Source organism: Dryocola boscaweniae, assembly GCF_025215095.1.
GTDB lineage: Bacteria > Pseudomonadota > Gammaproteobacteria > Enterobacterales > Enterobacteriaceae > Dryocola > Dryocola boscaweniae.
In genome coordinates this window covers 13,419-38,600 of sequence record NZ_JALHAP010000065.1, presented here as the reverse complement: position 1 = coordinate 38,600, position 25,182 = coordinate 13,419, and the positions used below count along the sequence as shown (strand labels likewise).

The window sequence follows — 25,182 nt, the reverse complement described above, 5'->3', positions numbered from 1 at the left end:
ACCTTGCTGGTTGACCGTAAAGAAAGTTGCGCTATGCGCAAAGTTCAGCCTCGGTAAGCCGCTTTATATTCCATAATACGAGTCACGTCCCTCTTTTGCGCAAAAACCGTTGAAACTGACAGCCTTCCGTGAAGAGTGGTAGGATGGGCAGCAGACGACAATTACGGTAACAAGCATGTTAGACAAAGTATTAAGAATTGCCACTCGCCAAAGTCCATTAGCCCTTTGGCAAGCACAATATGTTAAACAGCGCCTGGAAGCGAGTCATCCTCAGCTCACCGTTGAGCTGGTGCCGATGGTCACGCGCGGCGATGTGATCCTTGATACACCGCTGGCAAAAGTGGGCGGAAAGGGTCTGTTTGTCAAAGAGTTAGAGATGGCTTTGCTTGAGGGGCGTGCGGATATCGCCGTGCATTCGATGAAAGATGTGCCCGTCGAATTCCCTGAAGGACTCGGTCTGGTGACCATCTGTGAGCGTGACGATCCGCGTGATGCTTTTGTCTCTAATCGGTTTGCAAGCCTGGACGATTTGCCTCAGGGCAGCGTCGTTGGCACCTCCAGCCTTCGCCGTCAGTGCCAGATAGCCGAACGCCGTCCGGATCTCATTATCCGTTCGCTGCGTGGCAACGTAGGCACGCGCCTCGGCAAACTCGACAACGGCGAATACGATGCAATCATCCTGGCTGTAGCCGGGCTCAATCGCCTTGGACTGCAGTCCCGTATTCGCTGCGCACTTCCTGCCGAAATTTCGCTGCCGGCCGTAGGCCAGGGCGCGGTTGGCATCGAGTGCCGAATTGACGACAAGCGCACCCGCGAGTTGCTCGCCCCGCTCAATCATGATGAAACGGCGATTCGTGTAGCCGCAGAACGCGCCATGAACATGCGGCTTGAAGGCGGTTGCCAGGTGCCAATCGGAAGCTACGCAGAGCTGAAAGACGGCGAGCTGTGGTTACGAGCGCTGGTCGGTGCTCCGGACGGTTCCTTTATGGTGCGCGGCGAACGTCGCGGAAAACCGGAAGATGCGGAAACGATGGGCGTTTCGCTGGCCGAAGAGCTGCTTAATAACGGCGCTCGTGAAGTGTTGGCCGCAGTCTATGATGGGGATGCACCCGCATGACAATCCTTGTCACCCGCCCCTCTCCCGCCGGGGATGAGTTAGTGAGCCGTCTGCGCGCACTCGGGCAGGTGGCGTACAGTTTTCCTCTTATCGAATTTTCCCCCGGCAGGCAGTTAGCATTACTCCCTGGTCTGCTTGCCGATCTCCGCGCAGGCGATCTGGTTTTCATTTTATCTCAGCATGTCGTGCAGTTCGCAAAGCCGCTGCTTAGCAAAAGCGACATCGGTTGGCCGGAAAAACCGAGCTGGTTTGCTATCGGAAGGACGACCGCTCTGGCATTTCATACGATCAGTCATTTGCCCGTTCGCTACCCGTTGGATCGGGAAACCAGCGAAGTCTTGCTACAATTACCTGAATTACAGAATATTGCCGATAAGCGCGCGCTGATCCTGCGTGGCAACGGCGGGCGCGAGCTGTTAGGCGAAACCCTCACGGCTCGCGGCGCTAAAGTTGAATTTTGCGAATGTTATCAACGCAATGCGAAAATTTATGACGGAACAGAGGAAGCCTTCCGCTGGCGCGAACGCGGGGTAACAGCCCTTGTCGTCACCAGCGGTGAAATGCTGCAACAGCTTTATACGCTGATTCCGGAGTGGTATCGCAATGACTGGTTACTCCACTGCCAACTGGTTGTTGTCAGTGAGCGTTTGGCGATTCTTGCCCGGGATTTGGGCTGGCAGGATATTCGGATCGCCGATAATGCAGACAATGACGCGCTGCTGCGCGCGTTACAATAAACCTAACAATATGGGAAGCCACAATGACGGAACAAAATACTTCCTCCGCCATGGTTGAAGAGACCAAACCCGCGGCGGAAAACACACCGCTACCGGAACAACCACCACAAAAGAATCGTAGCGGCGTGGCAGGGATTGCCCTGGGCGCCATCGCCATCGCTATTGCTCTGGCGTTAGGTGCTGGACTCTACAGCTACGGCAAACATCAAACCTCGGCGCAATCCGCCACCAACGATGCGCTGACCACTGAACTCGCTGCGCTGCAAAAACAGCAGGACCAGCAGAAAACCGAGCTTGAGAATACGATTAAACAGCAGGCAGCCGCGCTTGAAGAAGCCAACCGCCAGCAGGCGAATCTGGCTCGTCAGCTTGATGAAGTGCAGCAAAAAGTGGCAACCATTTCGGGCAGCGATGCGAAAACCTGGCTGCTTGCCCAGGCCGATTTCCTTGTGAAATTAGCCGGACGTAAGCTCTGGAGCGATCAGGATGTCACTACCGCCGCCGCGTTGTTAAAAAGCGCTGATGCAAGCCTTGCGGACATGAACGATCCAAGCCTGATTACCGCTCGTCGCGCTTTGACCGACGATATCGGTTCGCTTTCGGCGGTTACTCAGGTTGATTACGACGGCATCATCCTGAAATTAAATCAGCTTTCCAGCCAGGTCGATAACCTGCGCCTTGCGGATAACGACAACGACGATACGCCGATGGATTCCGATGACAGCGAGCTTTCCAGCACCGTCGCCGAATGGCGTCAGAATCTGGTGAAAAGCTGGCACAACTTTATGGATAGTTTCATTACCATTCGTCGCCGTGATGAAACGGCCGTGCCGCTGCTGGCGCCTAACCAGGATATTTATCTGCGTGAGAATATTCGCTCGCGCCTGCTGGTTGCCGCTCAGGCTGTGCCTCGTCATCAGGATGAAACCTACAAACAGTCGCTTGAAAACGTGTCTACCTGGGTTCGTGCTTATTACGACACCGAGGATGCCACTACCAAAGCTTTCCTGGATGAGTTAGAAGCGCTGAGCCAGCAAAGCATCAATATGGATATCCCGCAAACGCTGCAAAGCCAGCCGTTGCTGGAAAAATTAATGCAAACTCGCGTTCGCAATTTACTTGCTCAGCCGGCCGCTGCCAGCGCCACGCCTGCTGAAGCGCCGCCTGAACAGGCGCCTGCGGCAAATCAGGGAGAATAAGCATGATTAAGGTCTTATTACTCTTCCTGTTGTTGATCGCCGGGATCGTCCTTGGGCCAATGCTCGCGGGACACCAGGGCTACGTCCTGATCCAGACCGATAACTACAACGTGGAAACCAGCGTCACAGGCCTGGTTATCATTCTGATTCTGACTATGGTCGTGCTGTTCGTCATCGAATGGCTACTGCGTCGTATCTTCCACACCGGAGCACGTACTCGTGGTTGGTTCGTAGGACGTAAAAGCAGCCGCGCGCGTAAACAAACAAAAGCCGCATTGCTGAAACTGGCTGAAGGGGATTACCAGCAGGTTGAAAAGCTAATGGCGAAAAATGCCGATCATGCTGAACAACCTGTGGTGAATTACCTGCTGGCGGCCGAAGCGGCGCAACAGCGTGGCGATGAAATCCGCGCCAATCAGCATCTGGAAAGAGCGGCAGAGCTGGCGGATAACGACCAGTTGCCGGTAGAAATTACACGCGTTCGTCTGCAACTGGCACGCAACGAAAATCATGCCGCTCGTCATGGCGTGGACAAACTGCTGGAAATCGCTCCGCGTCATCCGGAAGTGCTGCGTCTCGCAGAGCAAGCATATGTGCGAACCGGCGCCTGGAGCTCCGTGCTGGATATCCTTCCTGCTATGCATAAAGTGCAGGTTGGTGACGAAGCCCATCTTGCAGCGCTGCAAGAACAGGCATGGATTGGGATGATGGATCAGGCGATGGCGGATCAGGGCAATGATGGTCTGAAAACCTGGTGGCGCAACCAGAATCGCAAAACACGCCATGAAACGACATTGCAGGTTGCGATGGCGGAGCATCTTATTGAGTGTGACGATCACGAAGCCGCGCAGGAAGTTGTGCTGGATGGCCTGAAACGGCAGTACGACGAGCGGTTAATTTTGCTGATGCCACGCCTGAAATCCGGTAATCCGGAACAACTGGAAAAAGCGCTGCGTCAGCAAATCAAAACTCAGGGCGACCGCCCTTTGCTGTACAGCACGCTGGGTCAGCTATTGATGAAGCGCGGCGAATGGCAACAGGCGAGCGAGGCTTTCCGTGAAGCGATTAAGCAGCGGCCGGATGCATTTGATTATGCCTGGCTTGCCGACTCGCTGGACAGACTGCATCAGCCGGAAGAAGCTGCGCTGATGCGCCGCGATGGTCTGCTGTTAACCCTGCAAAATAATCCTAATCCTTGAGCCTTCAGGGCGAACTCTTTCGCCCTTTTCCCTTCGCTTCATACATAAAAAAACACCTGCCAATTGGCAGGTGTTAAACAGGTCTGTTTGACAACTAAGTGGTGCTTCACTCAACGTTGTGTCCATGGTGTTGGATGAGGCCTGAGGCGACATCTGTCGGTGGACGATAAGCACCGTAATCGGCTCTGCGTCATTCCTGGGTTTATGAAGCCTAAGCGAACATAAGAAGTGGAATGAGCATCTACAGGTAAATTATTGCACGAAGCGTGCCAGGTTTGAATAAGCATTCCACGAATTAACGCAATATCTACAATTTCAGGTAGTTATTAACGCTTATAGTCCGCTGCGTGCGGGCGACTGAAGCAAGTATTAATCCGCTCCGTTTGTCTCTCACGGGAGACACTAAAACACCACGAATTAAAAATTCCATTTAATCAATAGGTTAAATGTCGCCAAAAAGCGACAAGAAAAAGCTTTTTGTCGCAAAATTACGACATTCAACCAAATAAAAAGAAGAGATGTGCAGGAGTAATAAAAGCAAAAACCCCGCCGAAGCGGGGTTTTCTGAATGTGGTCGGCGAGAGAGGATAACTCGTTTTTATAAAACAAGCCCTTCGGGCCGTTGCCGTAAGCAACGTTGTCTCGCTGCGCTCGGCTCAAACCTCCTTCGGAGGTTCTCATCCTCTTTAAACTCTGGATGCAAAAAGGCCAGCTCAAAGAGCTGGCCTTTTCTGAATGTGGTCGGCGAGAGAGGATTCGAACCTCCGACCCACTGGTCCCAAACCAGTTGCGCTACCAAGCTGCGCTACTCGCCGAAATACTGCTTTTTACTGCTTACTACCCGATTTACTTAACTTAGATGATTGGTGCGAAGAGAGGGACTTGAACCCTCACGTCCGTAAGAACACTAACACCTGAAGCTAGCGCGTCTACCAATTCCGCCACCTTCGCATCATAACCACTAAATTAATGGGGTGGCTAATGGGACTCGAACCCACGACAACTGGAATCACAATCCAGGGCTCTACCAACTGAGCTATAGCCACCACTGTAAAATCTTTCACGCGGTACGTTAATTACCACCGCAGCTCTAGCGCCATTTTTTAAATGGTGCGCCCGACAGGATTCGAACCTGAGACCTCTGCCTCCGGAGGGCAGCGCTCTATCCAGCTGAGCTACGGGCGCGTAGCGCCGTTGCGGGGTCGGATATTACGGGCTTCATGCTCAGCTGTCTAGTGCTTATTTAAATAAAATGCGCGTTTGGTTACGCTTTGTGCAGTCTGCTGCGAATCCATTCATATTTTATTAAGTTGGATGTTTATTCAGGCCAAAAACCTTATAAACCAGCGTCACCAGCAACAGAAATCCCGCCCCAACCGTCAGCGACAGACGCGTCTCTTCATTAAAGCCCATGCCGATTAACACGCAGCCCAGGAACGCCATCGTCAGATAGTTCGCCCAGGGGAACATGATCGACTTAAACGGGTGGCTGGCGATGGCTTCGCGGTGCGCCTTACGGAAACGAATCTGGCTAATCAGAATCACAAACCAGGGCATCATGCCAGGCAAAACGCTTGCGCTATAAACGTATACAAATACGCGCTGCGGATTAGGAATGATGTAGTTCAGACACGAACCCAGCAGCAGAATGGCGATTGAAACAGCAACGCCCGCCACCGGTACGCCATGACGGGAAACTTTTGCCATTGCAGCCGGAAGCTGACGGTTCTTCGCCAGGGCATATAACATACGACCACAGCTATACATGCCGCTGTTACAGCCAGAAAGCGCTGCCGTCAGTACAACAAAATTGATGATTCCTGCCGCCGCCGTGATACCAATTTTTGCGAAGGTCAGCACAAACGGGCTGCCGGCGCTGCCAGGCTGGTTCCACGGAAAGATAGTCACGATAACGAAAATCGCACCCACGTAAAAAATTAGAATTCGCCACAGCACTTTACCAACCGCGCTGCGCAAAGTGACCTGCGGATTTTTTGCTTCCCCGGCGGTAATGCCAATCAGCTCAACGCCTTGATATGACGCCACAACAATGCAGAGCGCGGTTAAGAAACCTTTCCAGCCGCCGGCAAAGAACCCACCGTGTTCGGTAAGATTGCCAAAGCCAATCGGCTGGCCATGATTACCAAAACCGAAGAAAATAACCCCAAGCCCAACCACAATCATCACGATAATGGTGGTGACTTTGATCATCGCAAACCAAAACTCAATCTCACCGTACAGCCGAACCGCGGCCAGATTTGCCATCGCCACCAGCCCGACGGCAAGCAGCGCCGGCAGCCACTGCGGCAAATCGGGGAACCAGTACTGAACGTAAAGCCCTATCGCGGTAATTTCCGATATTCCTACCGCCATCCACATAAACCAGTAAGACCAGGCGGTGAGATAGCCAAAAAATGGACTCATATAGCGGTGCGCATAGACGGCAAACGAGCCGGCTACCGGTTCCAGAAATAGCATTTCGCCCATGGAACGCATAATAAAGAACACGAACAGGCCTGCGATGATGTAAGCCAGCAATACTGAAGGTCCCGCCCATTTGAGCGTGCTTGCCGCGCCCATAAACAGACCGACGCCGATAGTACCGCCCAACGCGATAAGTTCGATGTGTCGAGCCTCCAACCCACGCTGAAGCTCCGCTTGTTTCTCCGCCATATAACCTCTGTATTGTCTTCGCAAAATGCCCGGTTTATACCGTTTCTTATTGTGGTATTAACCACTTAAAACCCCTGCATGCCATCGGGCGGGCGCAATGGTTTCGTATTTTTTGCGAAATTACAAATCAACCGTTAACAAATTTCGGCAGGCTGGCTGGAGATAAAAACAAAAACGCGCCCATTTGAGCGCGTTTGTTACTGATTACAGGCGGCCTGTGTAATGCCAGCTCAGGTAGCGCAGCAGCTTAAGCTGCCGGCCAAGGCGGCTTGGCTGGGATAGCAATCGATAAAGCCATTCCAGGCCCAGATTTTGCCAGATCTTCGGCGCACGTTTAACGTGACCGGTGAAGACATCATAGGTACCGCCAACGCCCATATACAGCGCCTGCGGGTAAACTTTACGGCAGTCGCGCATCAGGATCTCCTGGCGCGGCGACCCCATCGCCACGGTCACAATCGCCGCGCCGCTGTCACGAATACGTTCAAACATTGCCTGCCGCGCTTCCGGTTTGAAGTAACCGTCCTGGCTGCCCACGATGTTTAGGTTCCAGAGCTTGCGCAGTTTCGCTTCCGTCTGGGCCAGAATTTCAGGCTTACCGCCGACCAGAAATACCGGCGTACCTTCACGCCCGGCTTTTTCCATCAGCGCTTCCCAAAGGTCTGCTCCGGGCACGCGCGACACTTTCGCCGCAGGATATTTTTTACGAATTGAACGCACGACGCTTATGCCATCAGCATATTTAAACTCTGCCGCTTCAATAAGCTCGCGAACTTCGCGATCGCGTTCTGCCGTCAGGACTTTCTCGGCGTTGATCGCAACAAGCGTACCCGACCTCAGCGAGCCGCCAGCATAGAGATAATCCAGCGCATGCTGCATATCACGCCAGCCCAGCAACGCCAGGCCACGAATGGTATACGTAGGTGCAGTGATCGACTCGTTCATGTTGTTCCTTGTCATGCGTTTTAAGCTCCAGCTTCCACGCGCGGTATGCGACGCAGACGCTGATGTATCAGACCCGCACTGTCAAATAACCAGTAAAGAAGCTTAGCCAGCAGAAGGCAAATGCCGAACACCACAAGGAAGAAAACGACACGGGAAACAAAGGAATCCACGCCTTCGCGGGCCAGAACTATCATGTTAAAAATCGCACCGAAGCAGAAGCTGTGCAGAATAGCGGCTTTATAGCGATTGGTTTCCTGATTACCCAGTTCATAAAGCCAGTCAAACCATTTAATAATCAGCCCAACCACAACGGCGCCCAGCGGAATAAACCACACGCCGCCCATCACCACCAGCGAGCCGATAAGCGTCGGTGATATCGCAAGCCCCGAGTGGTTATTCAGGACTTCCCAGGTGAAGTAGTTAGCGCTGTTAAGCACAATACCTGGACGATCCGGCCATAGCCAGGTTGGAATGAACACATAGAAATCACGCACCACAGGCGCCAGACCCTGGAACTCGATTTTGTCGTAGTTTTGCAGCAGTAAGGCCAGGTTTTCCCACGGCGAAAACGTATCGCGCGTCAGATAAAGGAAGGTGTAAAAAGCCTCATCGCCGCTGACGTTCAGCCCGTAGCGTTTCAGCGCCAGCCAGAACATGCCGACAATGCCAAACACCCCTGCCGCGGCCAGCATCCACAGGGAAATCCAGCCGCGAATGATGCCGATAAACAGGAAGATGGCAAAGGCGATGATGATATTGGCGCGCGTTCCGCCAACAATCATATAAGTCAGCAGGCCAAAGGCCACCGTGCTGACCAGGAAGAACATCCACGCGCGGCCATCCTGCTTAAGGAAGTAAACCACCAGCATCGCCGGGATAAAGAAGTAGAAGAAGCGTTTAAGCGCCACGCCCGAAACTTCGCTTGAGAATATCTGGCTGTAGGAGTGCAGCTTAAACAGCAGGAAGCCGTTGTGCATAAAGAAAACGCCGACGCTCACCAGCGCGACCGCCGCCAGCATTACCCATGCAAGGTGAGTTTCAACGCGATTCATGGTGAATAACGGACGACGCCCAGCCGCTGTGGGTTGTTTAGCCCGTAGACGCGTTTTATAGGCGACGTAATAAATTCCATAGAAGCAGGTCGCTGCTAACTGCGCCTGCAGCAATACATCCGCAGGCACAACGTTCACCCCGAACCGGAAGACCAGCGTGCAGGTAAACGGAAAGCCGAAGAAAAAGGTCAGCAGATAAAGCAGCGAAAAGAAGACGTTAAAGTTGAAGCGTACCTTGCGGAACTCCTGGTATGTCAGCATGCCGATAAACATCACCGAAACAAACCACACCACAAACAGACCGCCAAATTCGAGCAAACTCATGCGGTTTCTCCTGATGCGATTGCTAGCGCCTGATGCCAGCCTTCAAGATAGTTAGGGCTGAAAAAAGCAATCTGCTGCTTATCGAGTAAGCGTAGCTGACGCTGCGCTTCGCGCACGACCGTTTCATCCAACGGATCGCCTGTGAACAACACGGGAACATGCTGTTCGACCATATCCTGCCAGAACGGGTTTTTACGACTCAGCACGCAGGGAATACCCGCCTGGATAAGCAGACAAAGGGTGCCGATGCCCTGCTGCCTGTCAAAAATGAAATAGCCCAAATCGCACTGGCGCAGCAGCGCCAGGTAATCATTAAATTCGATTTTTTCAGTCAGAACCTGCAGGTTTTCTTCGCTGAATAACGCACGGCCCGCCTGCTGCACTTCTTTGATATAAGCGCTGTTGTTCAGCGGGTAACCCATCGGCACCACAACACGCACGTTATCACCGAAACGAGCGTGAATCGCCTGCAACGCAGCGATGTGCTGATTGCTGCGATCGCCGGAGTTCCCGACCAGCAAAGTGAGTTTGCTACCCGTTTTTTCTTCGCCGCTCATTTCGTTAAGAGCGGCGTCCATACGCGTCGGGAAGTACAGCAGCTCTCCAGGCACTCGCGGATGACGCTGATAGAAATAATTAAGATCGCCACGCGTGGCGAACACCCGGCCAACGCGTCCCTGCGCGATACGGCGCAACAGGTAAAACAGGCGGAACTTAAGGCTCCGTGAGGCTTCATACAAATCCGCGCCCCAGATATGCCAGCTCACCTGCGCGGATTGGAGTCCGCCGGTCAGCAAGGCAATCCACAACGGGCTATTAAACTGGCCGTGGAAGAAAAACCGCTGCTGTCTGTTCGCGCGCGCTTTTTCTACCACCGCCTGAGCCAGCGCTTTTTTCGTCGGAAAAAGCGTAATCGCAAGCTCAGGAAAAGCAGACGGCAAGGAGCTGTCCTTTGAGACAACCAGAAACTTGCGCGCGTGCGGATGTGAGGCGGCCAGAGCGTCGTTAAAGAAACGCAGCACCGTCTGGTTATGATGCGGGATATCCGATCCCAGTACGTGAATCAGTGTCGTCATGCTCGTCTACGATAAATAAGAAACACGCCACAGCAGAGCGCGAAGTAAACAATATACGTCGCCATATAGGCCTGCGCGGCACCCAATGCGCCGTGGGCCGGGATCAACCAGCGCGAAAAGCCGGTTAATAAAGCAAACTGGCTGATTTCAGTCAAAATATAAAAGCGCAACGAGGCTTTAGCGATGACTAAATAGCCGAAAACATACGCTCCCACCTTCAGCACGTCGCCCACCAGTTGCCAGGCAAACAGATCGCGCATGGCGATAAATTTATGTGAGAACAGCAGCCAGATGGCAAAATCACGCAGCAACCACACGGTAAAGCTGGCGACAGCCACCGCTGGCAGCACGAATTTCAGCGAGCGCACGATTTCGCGAGAAATATCCTGCTTTGCCGTAAGCCTTGATAAGGTCGGCAACAGATAAACGCTGAATGACGCGGTAATGAACTGGAGGTAGGCATCCGAAATACTGCTGACGCCTTGCCAAATCCCCACCTCATCCCAGCTATAATGTTCGGCAAGCAGGTTACGCATCATCACATAAGCGACAGGCAGCGTGATGGAGGTGATCACCGCCATGATGGTAAATTTGCCCAGGCTGCTGGCGTAGACCTTATCCCACTGCGGTTTCAGATAGCCCAGCGGAACGTGTTCGCGTCGTACCAGCATGAATCCCGCAGGGATAAGCACCAAAGCCGGCACCAGCGCCAGGCCAAGCAGAGCGCCCTGGTAGCCGCCTGAGCGATAACAAAGGTAGTAAGCGGCCACGCCAATAACGCTGCCGCCGATCAGCGCCAGCGCATTGCCGGCCGCATCCCGGAAGCCTTTCATAACGGCCAGCGACAGGTTTGCCCAGGCAATACCCATCTGCACCAGCGCCACCAGCCGCACTAAACCCTGATAATGATCGTGGCCGAACAGACCGATGCTGATGGGCTTTGCGGCCAGCACAAAAATAACCGCCAGCAGCGTCGAAAATCCCAGCACCATGGCTGAAGATGTCCCGAGGACTTTGCGAAGCTCTTGTGGATTGTCATGATACTGGGCGACGTATTTGGTCACGCCGTTAAAAATGCCGGCGCCCGCCAGCACGCCCAGCACGGTAACCATCTGTCGGAAATTACCCGCAAGCCCCACGCCGCTTGGACCAAACGCGACCGCCAGAAGTTTTACCACCAGCAGGCCAGCCGCAATTTTTACCAGCGTGGACCCGGCGGTCCACGCTGAGGCTTTAGCCAGCGACATATCAGGAAAGGTAGCTTAACAACGTATTGATAACAGTACGTTGGTTAACCGGCGAGAGGTTATAAAACAGCGGCAGGCGCACCAGGCGTTCGCTCTCTTTAGTGGTGAAACGGTCTTCGCCGTGGAAGTAACCAAATTTCTCACCGGCCGGGCAGGCATGCAGCGGAATATAGTGGAACACGGCCATGATTTCGGCTTCTTTAAGATACGCAATCAGCGCGCTGCGGTCTTCCACGTCACGCAGTTTGATATAGAACATGTGCGCGTTTTGCACACAGTCTTTTGGCACCGAAGGCAACTCAATACGGCCAGCGCGAGCCAGCGGGGCCAGCGCGTCATGGTAGGTTTGCCAAAGCTTGAGGCGCTGCTGGTTAATCTTCTCAGCGGCTTCGAGCTGCGCCCATAAATAAGCTGCCTGCAGGTCAGCCATCAGATAGCTCGACCCAATATCGCGCCAGGTGTATTTATCCACCTGCCCGCGGAAGAACTGGCTGCGGTTAGTGCCCTTTTCGCGAATAATTTCAGCGCGGTCAATCAACGACGAATCGTTAATAAGCGTCGCACCGCCTTCGCCACCGGCGGTGTAGTTTTTGGTTTCGTGGAAGCTGAAGCAGCCGATATGGCCGATGGAGCCCAGCGCGCGGCCTTTGTAGGTCGACATCACGCCCTGCGCGGCATCTTCTACCACAAACAGATTGTGCTTCTTCGCCAGCGCCATAATGGCGTCCATTTCGCAAGCAACGCCCGCGTAGTGAACCGGCACGATAACGCGCGTGTTTTCGGTAATCGCCGCTTCAATCAACGTTTCGTCGATATTCATGGTGTCCGGACGCACGTCAACAAACACGATTTTTGCGCCGCGCAGTACGAAAGCATTAGCGGTTGAAACAAAGGTATAGCTTGGCATGATGACTTCGTCGCCAGGCTTGATATCCAGCAATAACGCGGCCATTTCCAGCGAGGCGGTGCAGGATGGCGTTAGCAGGACTTTTTTGCTGCCGAAGCGCTGTTCCATCCACTGCTGGCAACGGCGCGTAAAGCCGCCGTCGCCGCAAAGCTTGCCGCTTCCCATCGCAGCCTGCATGTATTCGATTTCCGTACCTACTACTGGCGGAGCATTAAATGGGATCATTTTTTCACCTGTATAACCAGAAGGCAGTGCTCTCTACAGTGGCACCGCTTTGAATATAACGTCGCAAAGCTGCGGTATTACTTATCTGCGTGGCTACACGCAGCGTTGTCAGCCTGTGCTGCTGACACCAGTAAAGTGCAGCGTTCATCAACTGTTCACCGACTCCGCGTCCCGCAAGCAAACCAATGCGTGCTTCCCGCTCGTTTAACTGACGCAGGCTAACGAAGCCCTGTATTTCATCGCCGTTTTTCAGCAACAGGCACTGATGGTCAAACGTGCCCAGCACTGCGTTTTCCACCCATTGAGCATAAAAACGGCCGCTATCGGCGGGTTGATACCAGGGCGCGCGGAAACGGCTTTGCGTAAAGACCCGAGCGGCCATTTCACGCAGAACAGGAATATCAGCGGCTTGTGCATCATCGGTAGATACAGCATTTTCCGTGCCAACTGGCAGCACCAGGTCGACTTCACCCTCAACCAGTTGAAAGCCGAACTGCTGTAAAGCATCGAGCAAATCAGTGCGATGGGCAGGAATTTTCGCCTGTACTCGCCCGTAAGCCTCAAGCCGCTTTACGGTCAGCGCTTGCGCATCTTCGGCAAAACGAACAATGGCGCTATTAACGCCAAAGAACTGATTTTCCCATTCTAGCGGGTCAAGCCGGGCGCGAAGCGGACTGTTCATGACGTAGCCTCGGTATGGCGCGTTAACGCCAGACGCCTTTGGTATCGACAACCCAGCGCTGCTGGATTTTCTCACCTGCAATGGCTTTGAATTCGTTATGGTCTACCAGCATGACCAGCACATCGGCCTGCTGCAAGGCATCATCAAGGTTCGCCAGTTGACAATGCCCTTCAAGCTTCTTCGGAAGCTGATGGATATTCGGCTCGACCACAAGCGTCTCACCGCTGTGCCAGTTGGCAATCATCCCGGCGATTTCCATCGCCGGACTTTCGCGTAGATCGTCAATATTCGGTTTGAATGCCAGACCAAAACAGGCGATTTTCAGTTCGCCGGCGCGCTTACCGCTTTCGGCCAGGCTATCGGCAACGGCAGCTTTGACCTGATTTATAACCCAGTGCGGCTTGCTATCGTTTACTTCGCGAGCGGTACGAATCAAACGCGCCTGCTGTGGGTTCTGAGCAACGATAAACCACGGATCGACCGCGATGCAGTGTCCGCCAACGCCTGGTCCAGGCTGAAGAATGTTCACGCGCGGGTGGCGGTTTGCCAGGCGTATAAGCTCCCAAACGTTGATCCCCTGATCGGCGCAGATCAGCGACAGTTCGTTAGCGAAGGCGATATTAACGTCGCGGAAGCTGTTTTCAGTCAGCTTGCACATTTCCGCCGTGCGGGAGTTAGTAATAACGCACTCGCCTTCCAGGAATATCTTATAGAGTTCGCTCGCGCGCGTTGAGCAAACCGGCGTCATGCCGCCGATTACACGGTCATTTTTAATCAGCTCAACCATAACCTGACCCGGCAATACGCGTTCCGGGCAGTAGGCGACATTAATATCCGCCGCTTCACCCGCCTGCTGCGGGAAAGAGAGGTCCGGACGCAGGTCCGCCAGCCATTCGGCCATTTGTTCGGTGGAACCTACCGGCGAGGTGGATTCCAGGATCACTAAGGCGCCCTTTTTCAGAACCGGCGCGATAGAAACCGCTGCGGCTTTCACAAAAGCCATATCGGGTTCATGGTCGCCCTGAAAAGGCGTTGGCACAGCAATCAGATAAGCGTCAGCCTCGACAGGCTGCGTGCTGGCGCGCAAAAAACCTGCTTCGACTGCCGTTTTAACGACCTTATCCAACTCCGGCTCAACAATATGAATGGCGCCACGATTAATGGTTTCCACTGCGTGCTGGTTGATATCGATGCCTACTACGTTTTTCTGACGGGAAGCAAATGCCGCCGCGGTGGGTAAACCAATGTAGCCAAGACCAATAACGGAGATGGTTGAAAAACTCATAGTTTCACCTGATTGTTCTTTAGTGCAGCCAAAATACGTTCACAAGCGGTGCCGTCCCCGTACGGGTTATGCGCACGGCTCATGATTTGATATTCGTTTTCATCACGCAGCAAGCGCGTTACTTCACGGACGATGGTTTGCGTATCGGTGCCCACCAGACGAACAGTCCCCGCTTTCACGGCTTCCGGGCGTTCCGTGGTGTCCCGCATGACCAGTACCGGTTTACCGAGCGATGGCGCTTCTTCCTGAATCCCGCCAGAGTCGGTCAGAATCAGATACGAGTGGTTCATCAGGTAGACAAACGGCAGGTATTCCTGCGGTTCAACAAGCACCACGTTTTCGACATGGCCGAGGATTCGTTTCACCGGCTCGCTAACGTTAGGGTTGAGGTGCACCGGATAAACGATCTGCACATCGCTGTTCTCTTTGGCGATTTCCGCAAGCGCGTGGCAGATACGCTCAAAGCCCTCTCCGAAGCTTTCGCGGCGGTGGCCGGTAACCAGAATGAGCTTTTTAGCGCTGTCTAAAAACGGATGGTATTGGGCAAGGCTGTTACGCAGTTCGTCATCAGCCAGTACGCGGTCACGCACGGAAATCAGCGCGTCAATGACCGTATTTCCCGTCACGAAGATTTTATTATCGTTGATATTTTCGCGCAGCAGATTCTGCCGTGAGTTCTCCGTCGGGGCAAAATGGTACATAGCGAGATGCCCGGTTAACGTACGGTTAGCCTCTTCTGGCCAGGGTGAGTAAAGATCGCCCGTGCGCAGACCCGCCTCAACGTGGCCTACGGGGATGCGCTGATAAAATGCGGCAAGGCTGGTGGCAACTGTCGTCGTGGTATCGCCATGAACCAGCACCACATCGGGTTTGAACGATTCAAGAATTGGCTTTAAACCTTCAAGGATGCGACAGGTTATTTCCGTAAGTCCCTGCCCCGGGCTCATGATGTTGAGATCGTAATCCGGTTCGATTGAAAATAAATTCAACACCTGATCGAGCATCTCGCGATGCTGGGCCGTCACGCATACCTTCGCGTCAAAAAACGCGTCTTTTGTCAACGCATGAACCAGCGGCGCCATTTTTATGGCTTCCGGACGCGTGCCAAAAACTGTTAACACTTTCACAGCGATTCTCTTTTGTTAAAAAAGGCGAAGGCCATCCATCAAGCCTTCGCCGGGCAAGGGCGTTATAACGCTTTAGGGCGGCGGGCTAACGCCACACCAGCGCCTATCAGGGCCCCAACCGCACCCCACATTACTAATAAGAACGCACGGCGAGGGCTGTCGCGCTTAACGGGTTCTTCCGGGGTACGTAAATAACGATAAGTCTGGAAACGCGGATCGAGCGTTGGGCCAACATTCAGCGTTGAAAGCATGGCGCGGTTTTGGTCGTAGTCGATATCATAATCAGGCCCTACCGCCTGCAGGCTTTCAAGCCTTGCCTGTAGCATTGGGCGGCCCAACATGAACATTTCGGAATCTGGTAATTCGTCAGCCGGAACTTCTGTTTCGCTTTTCGCAATATTTTGCTGTTCGGCAATTTTCAGCGCCTGCTCAACGCTTTTTACTTTGCGGTCATAAATGGATTTGGCGACGGCTTCTTGCCGTTTGACCTGAGCTTTCATCTGGATGGTACGAGCAGCCCATGCGCCAGCCAGCTCTTCATTCAGATGGCTTGCCGCGCGCTGGCTGGCAAACGCAACGTATTGCCGCAACAGATTATTTGCGTCCGCTGCCGTCTCAGCAATCAGCTTAACGCTGTCATTAAGATTATGGGTGATATCCCCTGCGGTGAACTGAATATTGTCCACCATTTCATCAAGCAGAGCGGCATCCGCTTTACTGTTTTTCACCTGGCGCTGCTTGTAGTAATCGGTCTGTAGCCAGAAATCGCGGCGGGTATCGTAAGCCGAGAGTTGCATAATGAACTCTTTATAGGCTTCGTCCATGACGGAGGGCTGGTCAACCGGGACCATATTGGCTTTGATATCAAGGTTACGAAGGAATTGCTGTTGAGAATAATATCCTCCCAGCATATTGACCGTCGGGCGATCGGTGATTGCGTTGGCGCTCCACTCCTGCCTGGCAAAAAAGGTATAGACCAATGCGATGATGGCGAATGCTGCCGCCATGCCCACAATCCAGAACTTCCCTCTCCACAGTGTCCGGAACAAACCACGAATGTCCAACTCGTTGTCCACCATTCCCGGGTTACTTCCTGGCACGTTTTGTCTCATCACTTCCCCAATTCAATTCAGGATTAAGAAATGCTGCTGTTTCTACGTTGACGACGCTTAAAACGTCTTATGAAGCGGGCCACTTTCCAGGCGCGCTTAATGCAATAATCATAGAGCACAAATGCTAGCAAGAATAATGCCAACATCACCCATTCAGGAATTGAGTGAATATATTCAGCGGCAACACCAATGCCTGCCAGCAACGCAGCAGCCAGAGTAATCAACACGAAAGCCTGACGGGAAGTGAAGCCGGCGCGCATAATCAAATGATGGATATGCTGACGGTCCGGGGAGAATGGACTCATCCCTTTGCGCAAACGGCGGTACATGATGGCGATCATATCCATCAGCGGAATGGCGATTATCCACAATGCCGTGACGGGGCTGATAGGATGGGTTTTACCCTGCGTGGTTTCGAGCAAAATCCAGATGACGGTAAAGCCGATAAGCGTACTTCCGGCATCTCCCATAAAGACTTTATAGCGTCGCCCTAACACGCCAAGGTTCAGCAGAATATAAGGCAGGATGGCCGCAATCATCGCAAAGCACCACATCGCTAAGCTTAATTGACCATCGAAATAAAGAATTAGCCCCATGGCGGCGAAGGAGACACATGAAAGGCCACCGAGGAGCCCATCAATACCGTCAACCATGTTGAAAGCATTTATTGCGGCCCAGACGGCAAACAGGGTGAGGAAATATCCAAACGGACCCAGCACCATCTCCCAGGAACCAAAAATATATCCCAGGCTGCTTAAGTAGAGTTTCCCGACGACCATCATCACAATGCCGATCAGCGCCTGAACCGAAGCCCTTATTTTCACGCTGATATCGTAACGATCGTCCAGCGCGCCAACAAAAACCAGTGCGCCCGCGCAAATCAGGTAAAGCCAGGCATGAGGGATATAGTAATTGGCTATCAGAAATGTAAAGCAGATCCCCGCATAGACAGAGATACCACCAACCAGAGGGATCAGCCCTTGATGACGTTTGCGGAAGTTTGGTTTATCAACCAGGCCGACTTTCTTAGCTACCTTGCGCGCGAAAAATAGAAAAATGGTAGTAAATAAAAAAATGCAAACCAGATCGGTACCAGCGGTGATTAAATTCACAGTGCAAGCTCTCTGCAAAATAAAGGATCAGGATGCTTATTATCCTGCCTGGTGGTTGTACGTGATTCATCCATGAACAATCTGATGGTTATTTAATCGAATGTATCACAACACGAATTTTTGGATATTAAGACTACACGGCATCCTTTGCCATCCTTAATGTGTCGCTGCGATAGTCGTTTCTATATCGTATATACCACTAAAGAAAAACGCCACGTCTAAGCGTGGCGTTCCCCGAGTTTTTGTTACTTACGAGCGCTTCATCATATCGAAGAATTCGTCATTGGTTTTGGTCATCGCCAACTTATTAATGAGGAATTCCATCGCGTCGATTTCGCCCATCGGGTGAATGATCTTACGCAGGATCCACATTTTCTGCAGTTCTTCCTGGGTCGTAAGAAGTTCTTCTTTACGCGTACCAGAACGGTTGTAGTCGATTGCAGGGAACACGCGTTTCTCAGCGATTTTACGCGCCAGATGCAGTTCCATGTTGCCGGTACCTTTAAATTCTTCGTAGATAACTTCATCCATTTTAGAACCGGTATCGACCAGCGCGGTAGCGATGATAGTCAGGCTACCGCCCTCCTCCACGTTACGTGCCGCACCGAAGAAGCGTTTTGGACGATGCAGGGCGTTAGCATCCACACCACCGGTCAATACTTTACCGGAAGCCGGAACCACGGTGTTGTAGGCGCGAGCCAGACGGGTAATGGAATCCAGCAGGATGATAACGTCTTTTTTATGCTCAACCAGGCGCTTCGCTTTCTCGATTACCATTTCGGCAACCTGAACGTGGCGGGACGCTGGCTCATCAAAGGTAGAAGCAACCACTTCACCTTTGACCAGACGCTGCATCTCGGTCACTTCTTCCGGACGTTCGTCGATAAGCAGAACCATCAGCACACAATCAGGATGGTTGTAAGCAATGCTCTGCGCGATGTTTTGCAGCAGCATGGTTTTACCGGCTTTTGGCGGCGCCACGATCAGGCCACGCTGGCCGCGACCGATTGGCGAAGCCAAATCCAGCACGCGTGCGGTTAAGTCTTCGGTAGAACCGTTACCACGTTCCATGCGCAAACGAGAGTTGGCATGCAGCGGGGTTAAGTTTTCAAACAGGATTTTGCTACGCGCGTTTTCCGGTTTGTCGTAGTTAACTTCGTTTACTTTCAGCAGGGCAAAGTAACGCTCGCCTTCTTTCGGCGGACGAATCTTACCGGAGATGGTATCCCCTGTGCGGAGGTTGAAACGACGGATTTGGCTGGGAGAAACGTAGATGTCATCGGGACCGGCGAGGTAGGAGCTGTCTGCGGAGCGGAGGAAACCAAATCCGTCCTGCAGTATCTCCAGCACACCATCGCCAAAGATATCTTCGCCACTCTTAGCATGTTGCTTCAGGATGGAGAAGATAATGTCCTGTTTGCGCATGCGGGCTTGGTTTTCCAGCCCCATATTTTCGCCGAGAGTAATCAGCTCAGAAACCGGCGTATTCTTTAATTCGGTAAGATTCATAATGGTGGGTTCTTAAACTCGGGGTAAATCTCGAACATGTTTCGTGAATGGTATGGCAGGGTCATCCATGCCTGTTTAATGGCCAGCACCACATGTCTTATCGCTGTCTGGTTCATAGGAAAAACGCAGAACTGAAACGACACGACGGAATGGGTGATACGCCCGAAATCGATTATGCAACCATGTGCTCACTGTGAAATTAGCGTCTTAGCGATAGCGAATGAGAAGCATTGGGTATTACAAAGGTTCAAACTTTAAGGCAAGTTCAAGGTGCAGTAAAAGTAACTTAGCATGACTGACGCCGGGCGTCCAGCGGCTCACAAAAAATAGCGAGCCGAGCACGCGCCGGCTGAGATTCCATTACGCCAGATTAGCGTCCAGGAACTCTTTTAACTGGCCTTTGGACAACGCACCGACTTTGGTGGCAGCCACTTCACCGTTCTTAAACAGCAGCAGAGTCGGAATGCCGCGAATGCCGTATTTCGGCGCGGTGCCCGGGTTCTGATCGATGTTCAGTTTAGCAACGGTTAATTTGCCCTGATATTCATCAGCGATTTCATCAAGAATCGGGGCGATCATTTTGCACGGACCACACCACTCTGCCCAGAAATCAACGAGGATCAACCCGTCAGCTTTAAGTACGTCCGTGTCGAAACTGTCGTCAGTCAGGTGAATAATTTTATCGCTCATGTTCTACTCCACAGGATTATGTCTACCTTGTTGGTGTAGCATTAACCAACTTAAGGTTGACTTTATTTCACCGGATACGCTTTCGTAAAGCAATAGTTAGCTGATATTCTACCACACTATGAGCAAAACACATTTGACCGAACAGAAGTTTTCCGACTTCGCCCTGCACCCTAAGGTGATTGAAGCCCTTGAAACAAAAGGGTTCCATAACTGCACCCCAATTCAGGCACTCGCACTTCCGCTGACGCTGGCGAATCGTGATGTTGCAGGTCAGGCGCAAACCGGTACTGGCAAAACGATGGCGTTTTTAACGTCAACGTTCCATTATTTACTCTCTCACCCTGTTCCGGAGAACCGTCAGGTGAACCAGCCGCGTGCCTTAATTATGGCGCCGACTCGTGAACTGGCAGTCCAGATTCACTCCGATGCAGAACCACTGGCACAGGCCACGGGTTTGAAACTCGGTCTGGCTTACGGTGGCGACGGCTACGACAAACAGCTTAAAGTGCTGGAAAGCGGCGTCGACATCCTGATTGGCACAACCGGTCGCTTAATCGACTACGCCAAGCAAAATCATATCAACTTAGGTTCTATTCAGGTCGTGGTGCTGGATGAAGCCGATCGCATGTACGATCTGGGCTTTATTAAAGACATCCGCTGGTTATTCCGTCGCATGCCGCCGGTGACTCAACGCCTGAACATGCTGTTCTCCGCAACCCTTTCTTACCGCGTGCGCGAGCTGGCTTTCGAGCAGATGAACAACGCGGAATACGTGGAAGTGGAACCCGAGCAGAAAACTGGCCACCGCATTAAAGAAGAGCTGTTCTATCCTTCAAACGATGAAAAAATGCGCTTGCTGCAAACGCTTATTGAAGAAGAATGGCCAGATCGCGCAATCATCTTTGCGAACACCAAACATCGCTGTGAAGACATCTGGGGCCACCTGGCCGCCGATGGGCACCGCGTTGGCCTGCTGACCGGCGATGTCGCTCAGAAAAAACGTTTGCGCATCCTTGATGAGTTTACCCGTGGCGATCTTGATATCCTCGTTGCCACAGACGTTGCTGCTCGTGGTCTACATATTCCGGCCGTAACGCACGTGTTCAACTACGATCTTCCGGACGACTGCGAAGATTACGTTCACCGTATTGGCCGTACCGGTCGTGCCGGTGCAAGCGGGCACTCAATCAGCCTCGCATGTGAAGATTACGCGTTAAACCTGTCAGCAATCGAAACCTATATTGGTCACTCGATTCCGGTCAGCAAGTACAAGACCGAAGCACTGTTAAGCGAGCTTCCGCCGCCAAAACGTCTGACCCGCCCGCGTACCGGCAACGGTCCTCGCCGTGGTGGCAGTGCATCCCGTGGTAATCGTCGTCGCGCAGGTTAATTATCTATGCTCAGCTCCACCTCACTGTATGCAGCTATTGATTTAGGTTCTAACAGTTTTCATATGTTAGTAGTACGTGAGGTGGCTGGGACGATACAAACCCTGGCCCGCATCAAACGTAAAGTCCGCCTTGCGGCCGGATTAAACAGCGAAAACGAGCTTTCTCCGGAAGCCATGGAGCGCGGATGGCAATGCCTGCGCTTATTCGCGGAACGCCTGCAGGATATTCCCCAGGCGCAAATCCGTGTTGTCGCCACCGCAACGCTACGTCTTGCCACCAATGCCCAACAATTCATCCAGCAAGCCGAAAAAATCCTCGGGTGTCCAATCCAGGTAATTCGCGGTGAAGAAGAAGCTCGTCTTATATATCAAGGCGTTGCACATACAACCGGCGGTGCGGATCAGCGACTGGTCGTGGATATCGGCGGAGCCAGTACAGAATTAGTCACGGGTAGCGGCGCACAAACCACAGCGTTATTTAGCCTTTCGATGGGCTGCGTAACCTGGCTTGAACGTTTCTTTAGCGATCGTAATCTGACAAAAGAAAATTTTGATGCGGCACAAGCTGCGGCAAGCGAAGTTTTAAAGCCGGTTATTGATGAGTTAAGGCATCATGGCTGGAAGGTTTGCGTCGGAGCTTCAGGCACCGTGCAGGCTTTGCAGGAAATTATGATGGCGCAGGGTATGGATGAACGTATCACCCTCGCGAAGCTTCAGCAATTAAAGCAGCGAGCCATCCAGTGTGGCCGCCTTGAAGAGCTGGAAATCGAAGGCTTAACGCTCGAAAGAGCGCTGGTTTTCCCAAGCGGCCTGGCCATTTTAATCGCTATTTTTGAACAGCTAAGCATTGATTGTATGACGCTTGCCGGCGGCGCGCTGCGTGAAGGCCTGGTTTACGGCATGCTGCATCTGACCGTCGACCAGGAAATCCGTAGCCGCACCATTCGCAATGTTCAGCGGCGTTTTATGGTCGATATTGCGCAGGCTGAGCGAGTTCAGCAGTTGGCGCACGCTTTTGCCAGCCATGTTGCGGATGAATGGGATCTCGATACGTTAAGCAAAGACATGTTGAAAAGCGCAGCGCTGCTCCATGAAATTGGTCTGAGCGTCGATTTTAAACAGGCTCCGCTTCATGCAGCCTATCTGGTACGCAATCTGGATCTGCCAGGCTACACGCCGGCACAGAAAAAACTGCTGGCTACGCTTTTGCTCAATCAGACCAACCCGGTCGATCTCTCTTCGCTCCACCAGCAGAACGCCGTGCCGCCGCGTATCGCGGAACGTCTTTGTCGCCTGTTACGCTTAGCGATTATTTTCGCCAGCCGCCGTCGGGACGATATTCTTCCCGCGATTATGCTTGAGGCTGAAGGGGAAGCGCTGCATCTTACCCTCCCTGAAAACTGGCTTGCCTGCCACCCGCTTGGCGCGGAATTACTCGCACAGGAAAGCCTGTGGCAAAGCTACGTTCACTGGCCGCTTACCGTTAAATAGCCTAACTTTTTCGCGCTTTCGCCAGCATTTCACGGATATTGGCGACATTACTTTGCCCTTTATGCATTCGCTCTTCGGCAGAAATCACTTTGCGCTCCTGCTCCCACTGCAAATCATCCTGCGGTAATTCAAGCAAGAATCGGCTCGGTTCCGGACGCACCAGTTCGCCATACTGCCGGCGTTCTTTGCACAGCGTAAAAGTCAGCTCTTTTTGTGCACGAGTGATCCCGACATAAGCCAGACGCCGTTCTTCTTCGATATTATCTTCGTCAATGCTGCTTTGGTGCGGCAAAAGCCCCTCTTCCATGCCGACTAAAAAGACATAGGGAAACTCCAGCCCTTTGGAGGCATGAAGGGTCATTAGCTGAACCTGATCGGCCTCTTCGTCGCTTTCGCCACGCTCCATCATGTCACGCAGCGTGAAACGAGTCACAACCTGAGTCAGCGTCATTGGTTCATCAATATCCGAACCTTCAAGCATCTCCGTCATCCAGCTAAAAAGCTGATTGACGTTTTTCATGCGCATTTCGGCCGCTTTCGGGCTTGGCGACGTTTCGTATAACCAGCTTTCGTAGTCCACGCCATGTATCAAATCACGCACGGCCGCCACAGGTTCACGCTCGGCAAGCGTTGCAACATCGCGCAGCCAATGGGTGAAACGCCCTAAAGCCTCCAGCCCGCGCCCGCTTAGCGTCTGACTGAGGCCAAAATCAAAGCTGGCGGTGAAAAGGCTCTTGTTACGCTGCATGGCCCATTCGCCTAATTTCTGCAGCGTTGCCGGGCCGATTTCACGCTTTGGCGTATTCACAATACGCAGGAAGGCGCTGTCGTCATCCTGGTTGGTCAGCACGCGCAGATACGCCAGCAGGTCTTTAATTTCCGGGCGCGAGAAGAACGACGTGCCGCCAGAGATGCGATACGGAATGCGGTTTTGCATCAGCATCTTTTCAAACACGCGCGACTGATGGTTTCCGCGGTAGAGAATGGCGTAATCTTTGTAGTTCGTTTTATTAATAAAGTGATGAGCGATAAGCTCGCCGGTAACGCGCTCCGCCTCATGATCTTCGCTGTTGGCCGTCACCACTTTTAATTCGGTACCATAACCCAGTTCGGAAAAAAGGCGTTTTTCAAACACGTGCGGATTATTAGCGATCAGAATATTGGCCGCTTTCAGGATGCGTCCGGAGGAACGATAGTTCTGCTCAAGCTTGATGACCTGCAAGGCCGGAAAATCCTGGCTTAACAGCACAAGGTTTTGCGGGCGGGCGCCACGCCAGGAATAGATCGACTGGTCGTCGTCGCCTACCACGGTGAAACGAGCACGCGCTCCCACCAGCAGCTTCACCAGCTCGTACTGGCTGGTATTGGTATCCTGATATTCGTCCACCAGCAGATAGCGGATGCGATTTTGCCAGCGCTCGCGTACTTCCTCATTGCGCTGTAAAAGCAGCGTCGGCAGCAAAATCAAATCATCGAAATCCAGCACGTTGCAGGATTTCAGATGGGTATCGTACAGGCTGTAGCAGTGCGCAAAGATCCTGTCCCGCTCGCCTTTTGCCTGGCTCGCTGCCTGAGAAGGCGTCAACAGATCGTTTTTCCAATTTGAGATCGTCGAGATTAGCTGTTGCAGTAAGGTCTTATCGTCTTCAAGCAGCCCTTCTGTCAGTTCTTTAAGCAATGCGGTCTGATCGGTATCGTCGAACAGCGAAAAGTTAGATTTCATCCCCAGCGCGACATACTCACGCTTGATAATCTCAAGGCCCAGCGTATGAAACGTGGAAATCAGTAAACCACGAGCTTCTTTGCGCCCCAGCGTTTGCGCCACACGTTCTTTCATCTCGCGCGCGGCCTTGTTGGTAAAGGTCACCGCGGCGATATGGCGCGCCTGATAGCCGCACTCGCGAATCAGATATGCCATTTTATTGGTGATCACTCGCGTTTTACCCGAGCCTGCACCCGCCAGGACCAGGCAGGGTCCGGTAACAAATTCGACGGCTTGTTGTTGGCCAGGGTTCAAACGCATAAGGTCACTCAATGAAAGTCAGGAGGGGAGAAAAACAGCGTGGTAGTATAGCCAGCGTAA

At 52.7% G+C, this 25,182-nt stretch carries 20 protein-coding genes, 4 tRNA genes and 1 other RNA gene; 6 read left to right on the top strand and 19 right to left on the bottom strand.

Translation table 11 applies throughout. The features are described 5' to 3' along the window. Positions 1-175: 175 nt before the first annotated feature. The 4 genes from hemC to hemY are packed head-to-tail and all read left to right on the top strand — an operon-like array spanning position 176 to position 4,252. Positions 176-1,117 carry a hydroxymethylbilane synthase gene (gene hemC, locus MUA00_RS01275; protein WP_271121326.1) on the top strand — a complete coding sequence of 314 codons (942 nt, stop codon included), beginning with the start codon at positions 176-178 and terminating at the stop codon, positions 1,115-1,117. Then, positions 1,114-1,854: a uroporphyrinogen-III synthase gene (hemD, locus tag MUA00_RS01270; protein ID WP_271121325.1), complete on the top strand. Its 741-nt coding sequence runs from the start codon at positions 1,114-1,116 to the stop codon at positions 1,852-1,854. Before hemC ends, hemD begins: the two co-directional genes overlap by 4 nt. A 23-nt stretch (positions 1,855-1,877) precedes the next feature. Next, positions 1,878-3,053: a uroporphyrinogen-III C-methyltransferase gene (hemX, locus tag MUA00_RS01265; RefSeq protein WP_271121324.1), complete on the top strand. Its 1,176-nt coding sequence runs from the start codon at positions 1,878-1,880 to the stop codon at positions 3,051-3,053. A gap of 2 nt (positions 3,054-3,055) precedes the next feature. Beyond that, on the top strand, positions 3,056-4,252 hold the full coding sequence (hemY, locus tag MUA00_RS01260) for a protoheme IX biogenesis protein HemY (RefSeq protein WP_271121323.1): 1,197 nt from the start codon (positions 3,056-3,058) through the stop codon (positions 4,250-4,252). A gap of 571 nt (positions 4,253-4,823) precedes the next feature. Here the strand turns inward: hemY and MUA00_RS01255 are convergent. From MUA00_RS01255 to trxA, 18 genes are all read right to left on the bottom strand, one after another. Then, positions 4,824-4,954: non-coding RNA, RtT sRNA (locus MUA00_RS01255), on the bottom strand. Between the two features lie 36 nt (positions 4,955-4,990). Continuing rightward, positions 4,991-5,067, bottom strand: a tRNA-Pro gene (locus MUA00_RS01250). A gap of 49 nt (positions 5,068-5,116) precedes the next feature. After that, positions 5,117-5,203: transfer RNA gene (locus tag MUA00_RS01245), tRNA-Leu, on the bottom strand. 19 nt (positions 5,204-5,222) lie between these two features. Beyond that, positions 5,223-5,298: transfer RNA gene (locus MUA00_RS01240), tRNA-His, on the bottom strand. 62 nt (positions 5,299-5,360) lie between these two features. Next, positions 5,361-5,437: transfer RNA gene (locus tag MUA00_RS01235), tRNA-Arg, on the bottom strand. 120 nt (positions 5,438-5,557) lie between these two features. After that, positions 5,558-6,925 carry a bifunctional threonine/serine APC transporter ThrP gene (thrP, locus tag MUA00_RS01230; RefSeq protein ID WP_271121322.1) on the bottom strand — a complete coding sequence of 456 codons (1,368 nt, stop codon included), beginning with the start codon at positions 6,923-6,925 and terminating at the stop codon, positions 5,558-5,560. Positions 6,926-7,129: 204 nt separating this feature from the next. After that, complete coding sequence (wecG, locus tag MUA00_RS01225; protein WP_271121321.1) at positions 7,130-7,870, bottom strand: lipopolysaccharide N-acetylmannosaminouronosyltransferase; 741 nt, start codon at positions 7,868-7,870, stop codon at positions 7,130-7,132. 20 nt (positions 7,871-7,890) lie between these two features. Continuing rightward, positions 7,891-9,246, bottom strand: a complete 1,356-nt coding sequence (wzyE, locus tag MUA00_RS01220) for an ECA oligosaccharide polymerase (protein ID WP_271121320.1) — start codon at positions 9,244-9,246, stop codon at positions 7,891-7,893. Continuing rightward, a complete protein-coding gene (locus MUA00_RS01215; protein ID WP_271121319.1) occupies positions 9,243-10,322 on the bottom strand; it encodes a TDP-N-acetylfucosamine:lipid II N-acetylfucosaminyltransferase in 1,080 nt (359 codons plus the stop codon). Before MUA00_RS01215 ends, wzyE begins: the two co-directional genes overlap by 4 nt. After that, on the bottom strand, positions 10,319-11,569 hold the full coding sequence (gene wzxE, locus MUA00_RS01210; RefSeq protein ID WP_271121318.1) for a lipid III flippase WzxE: 1,251 nt from the start codon (positions 11,567-11,569) through the stop codon (positions 10,319-10,321). Before wzxE ends, MUA00_RS01215 begins: the two co-directional genes overlap by 4 nt. Before the next feature lies 1 nt (position 11,570). Further along, the gene (gene rffA / locus MUA00_RS01205) at positions 11,571-12,701 is read right to left on the bottom strand and encodes a dTDP-4-amino-4,6-dideoxygalactose transaminase (protein ID WP_271121317.1); all 1,131 of its coding nucleotides are present in this window, start codon (positions 12,699-12,701) and stop codon (positions 11,571-11,573) included. Positions 12,702-12,705: 4 nt separating this feature from the next. Continuing rightward, positions 12,706-13,383, bottom strand: coding sequence for a dTDP-4-amino-4,6-dideoxy-D-galactose acyltransferase (gene rffC / locus MUA00_RS01200; RefSeq protein WP_271121316.1), 678 nt, complete (start codon positions 13,381-13,383; stop codon positions 12,706-12,708). A gap of 22 nt (positions 13,384-13,405) precedes the next feature. Further along, complete coding sequence (gene wecC, locus MUA00_RS01195; protein ID WP_271121315.1) at positions 13,406-14,668, bottom strand: UDP-N-acetyl-D-mannosamine dehydrogenase; 1,263 nt, start codon at positions 14,666-14,668, stop codon at positions 13,406-13,408. Continuing rightward, positions 14,665-15,795, bottom strand: a complete 1,131-nt coding sequence (gene wecB, locus MUA00_RS01190) for a non-hydrolyzing UDP-N-acetylglucosamine 2-epimerase (protein ID WP_271121314.1) — start codon at positions 15,793-15,795, stop codon at positions 14,665-14,667. The genes wecC and wecB overlap by 4 nt, the downstream gene beginning before the upstream one ends. Before the next feature lie 62 nt (positions 15,796-15,857). Next, positions 15,858-16,907 carry an ECA polysaccharide chain length modulation protein gene (gene wzzE / locus MUA00_RS01185; RefSeq protein ID WP_271121313.1) on the bottom strand — a complete coding sequence of 350 codons (1,050 nt, stop codon included), beginning with the start codon at positions 16,905-16,907 and terminating at the stop codon, positions 15,858-15,860. Between the two features lie 23 nt (positions 16,908-16,930). After that, a complete protein-coding gene (wecA, locus tag MUA00_RS01180; protein ID WP_271121312.1) occupies positions 16,931-18,019 on the bottom strand; it encodes a UDP-N-acetylglucosamine--undecaprenyl-phosphate N-acetylglucosaminephosphotransferase in 1,089 nt (362 codons plus the stop codon). A 249-nt stretch (positions 18,020-18,268) separates the two neighbouring features. Next, complete coding sequence (rho, locus tag MUA00_RS01175) at positions 18,269-19,528, bottom strand: transcription termination factor Rho (protein ID WP_121266803.1); 1,260 nt, start codon at positions 19,526-19,528, stop codon at positions 18,269-18,271. 360 nt (positions 19,529-19,888) lie between these two features. Further along, positions 19,889-20,218, bottom strand: a complete 330-nt coding sequence (gene trxA, locus MUA00_RS01170) for a thioredoxin TrxA (protein WP_006179218.1) — start codon at positions 20,216-20,218, stop codon at positions 19,889-19,891. Between the two features lie 118 nt (positions 20,219-20,336). Here trxA and rhlB point away from each other — a divergent pair, with 118 nt between their 5' ends. Both rhlB and ppx read left to right on the top strand, forming a co-directional pair. Beyond that, positions 20,337-21,608 carry an ATP-dependent RNA helicase RhlB gene (gene rhlB / locus MUA00_RS01165; protein WP_271121311.1) on the top strand — a complete coding sequence of 424 codons (1,272 nt, stop codon included), beginning with the start codon at positions 20,337-20,339 and terminating at the stop codon, positions 21,606-21,608. A 6-nt stretch (positions 21,609-21,614) separates the two neighbouring features. Then, positions 21,615-23,099, top strand: coding sequence for an exopolyphosphatase (gene ppx, locus MUA00_RS01160; RefSeq protein WP_271121310.1), 1,485 nt, complete (start codon positions 21,615-21,617; stop codon positions 23,097-23,099). Between the two features lies 1 nt (position 23,100). Here the strand turns inward: ppx and rep are convergent, their stop codons facing one another. After that, a complete protein-coding gene (rep, locus tag MUA00_RS01155; RefSeq protein ID WP_271121309.1) occupies positions 23,101-25,122 on the bottom strand; it encodes a DNA helicase Rep in 2,022 nt (673 codons plus the stop codon). Between the last annotated feature and the right edge of the window lie 60 nt (positions 25,123-25,182).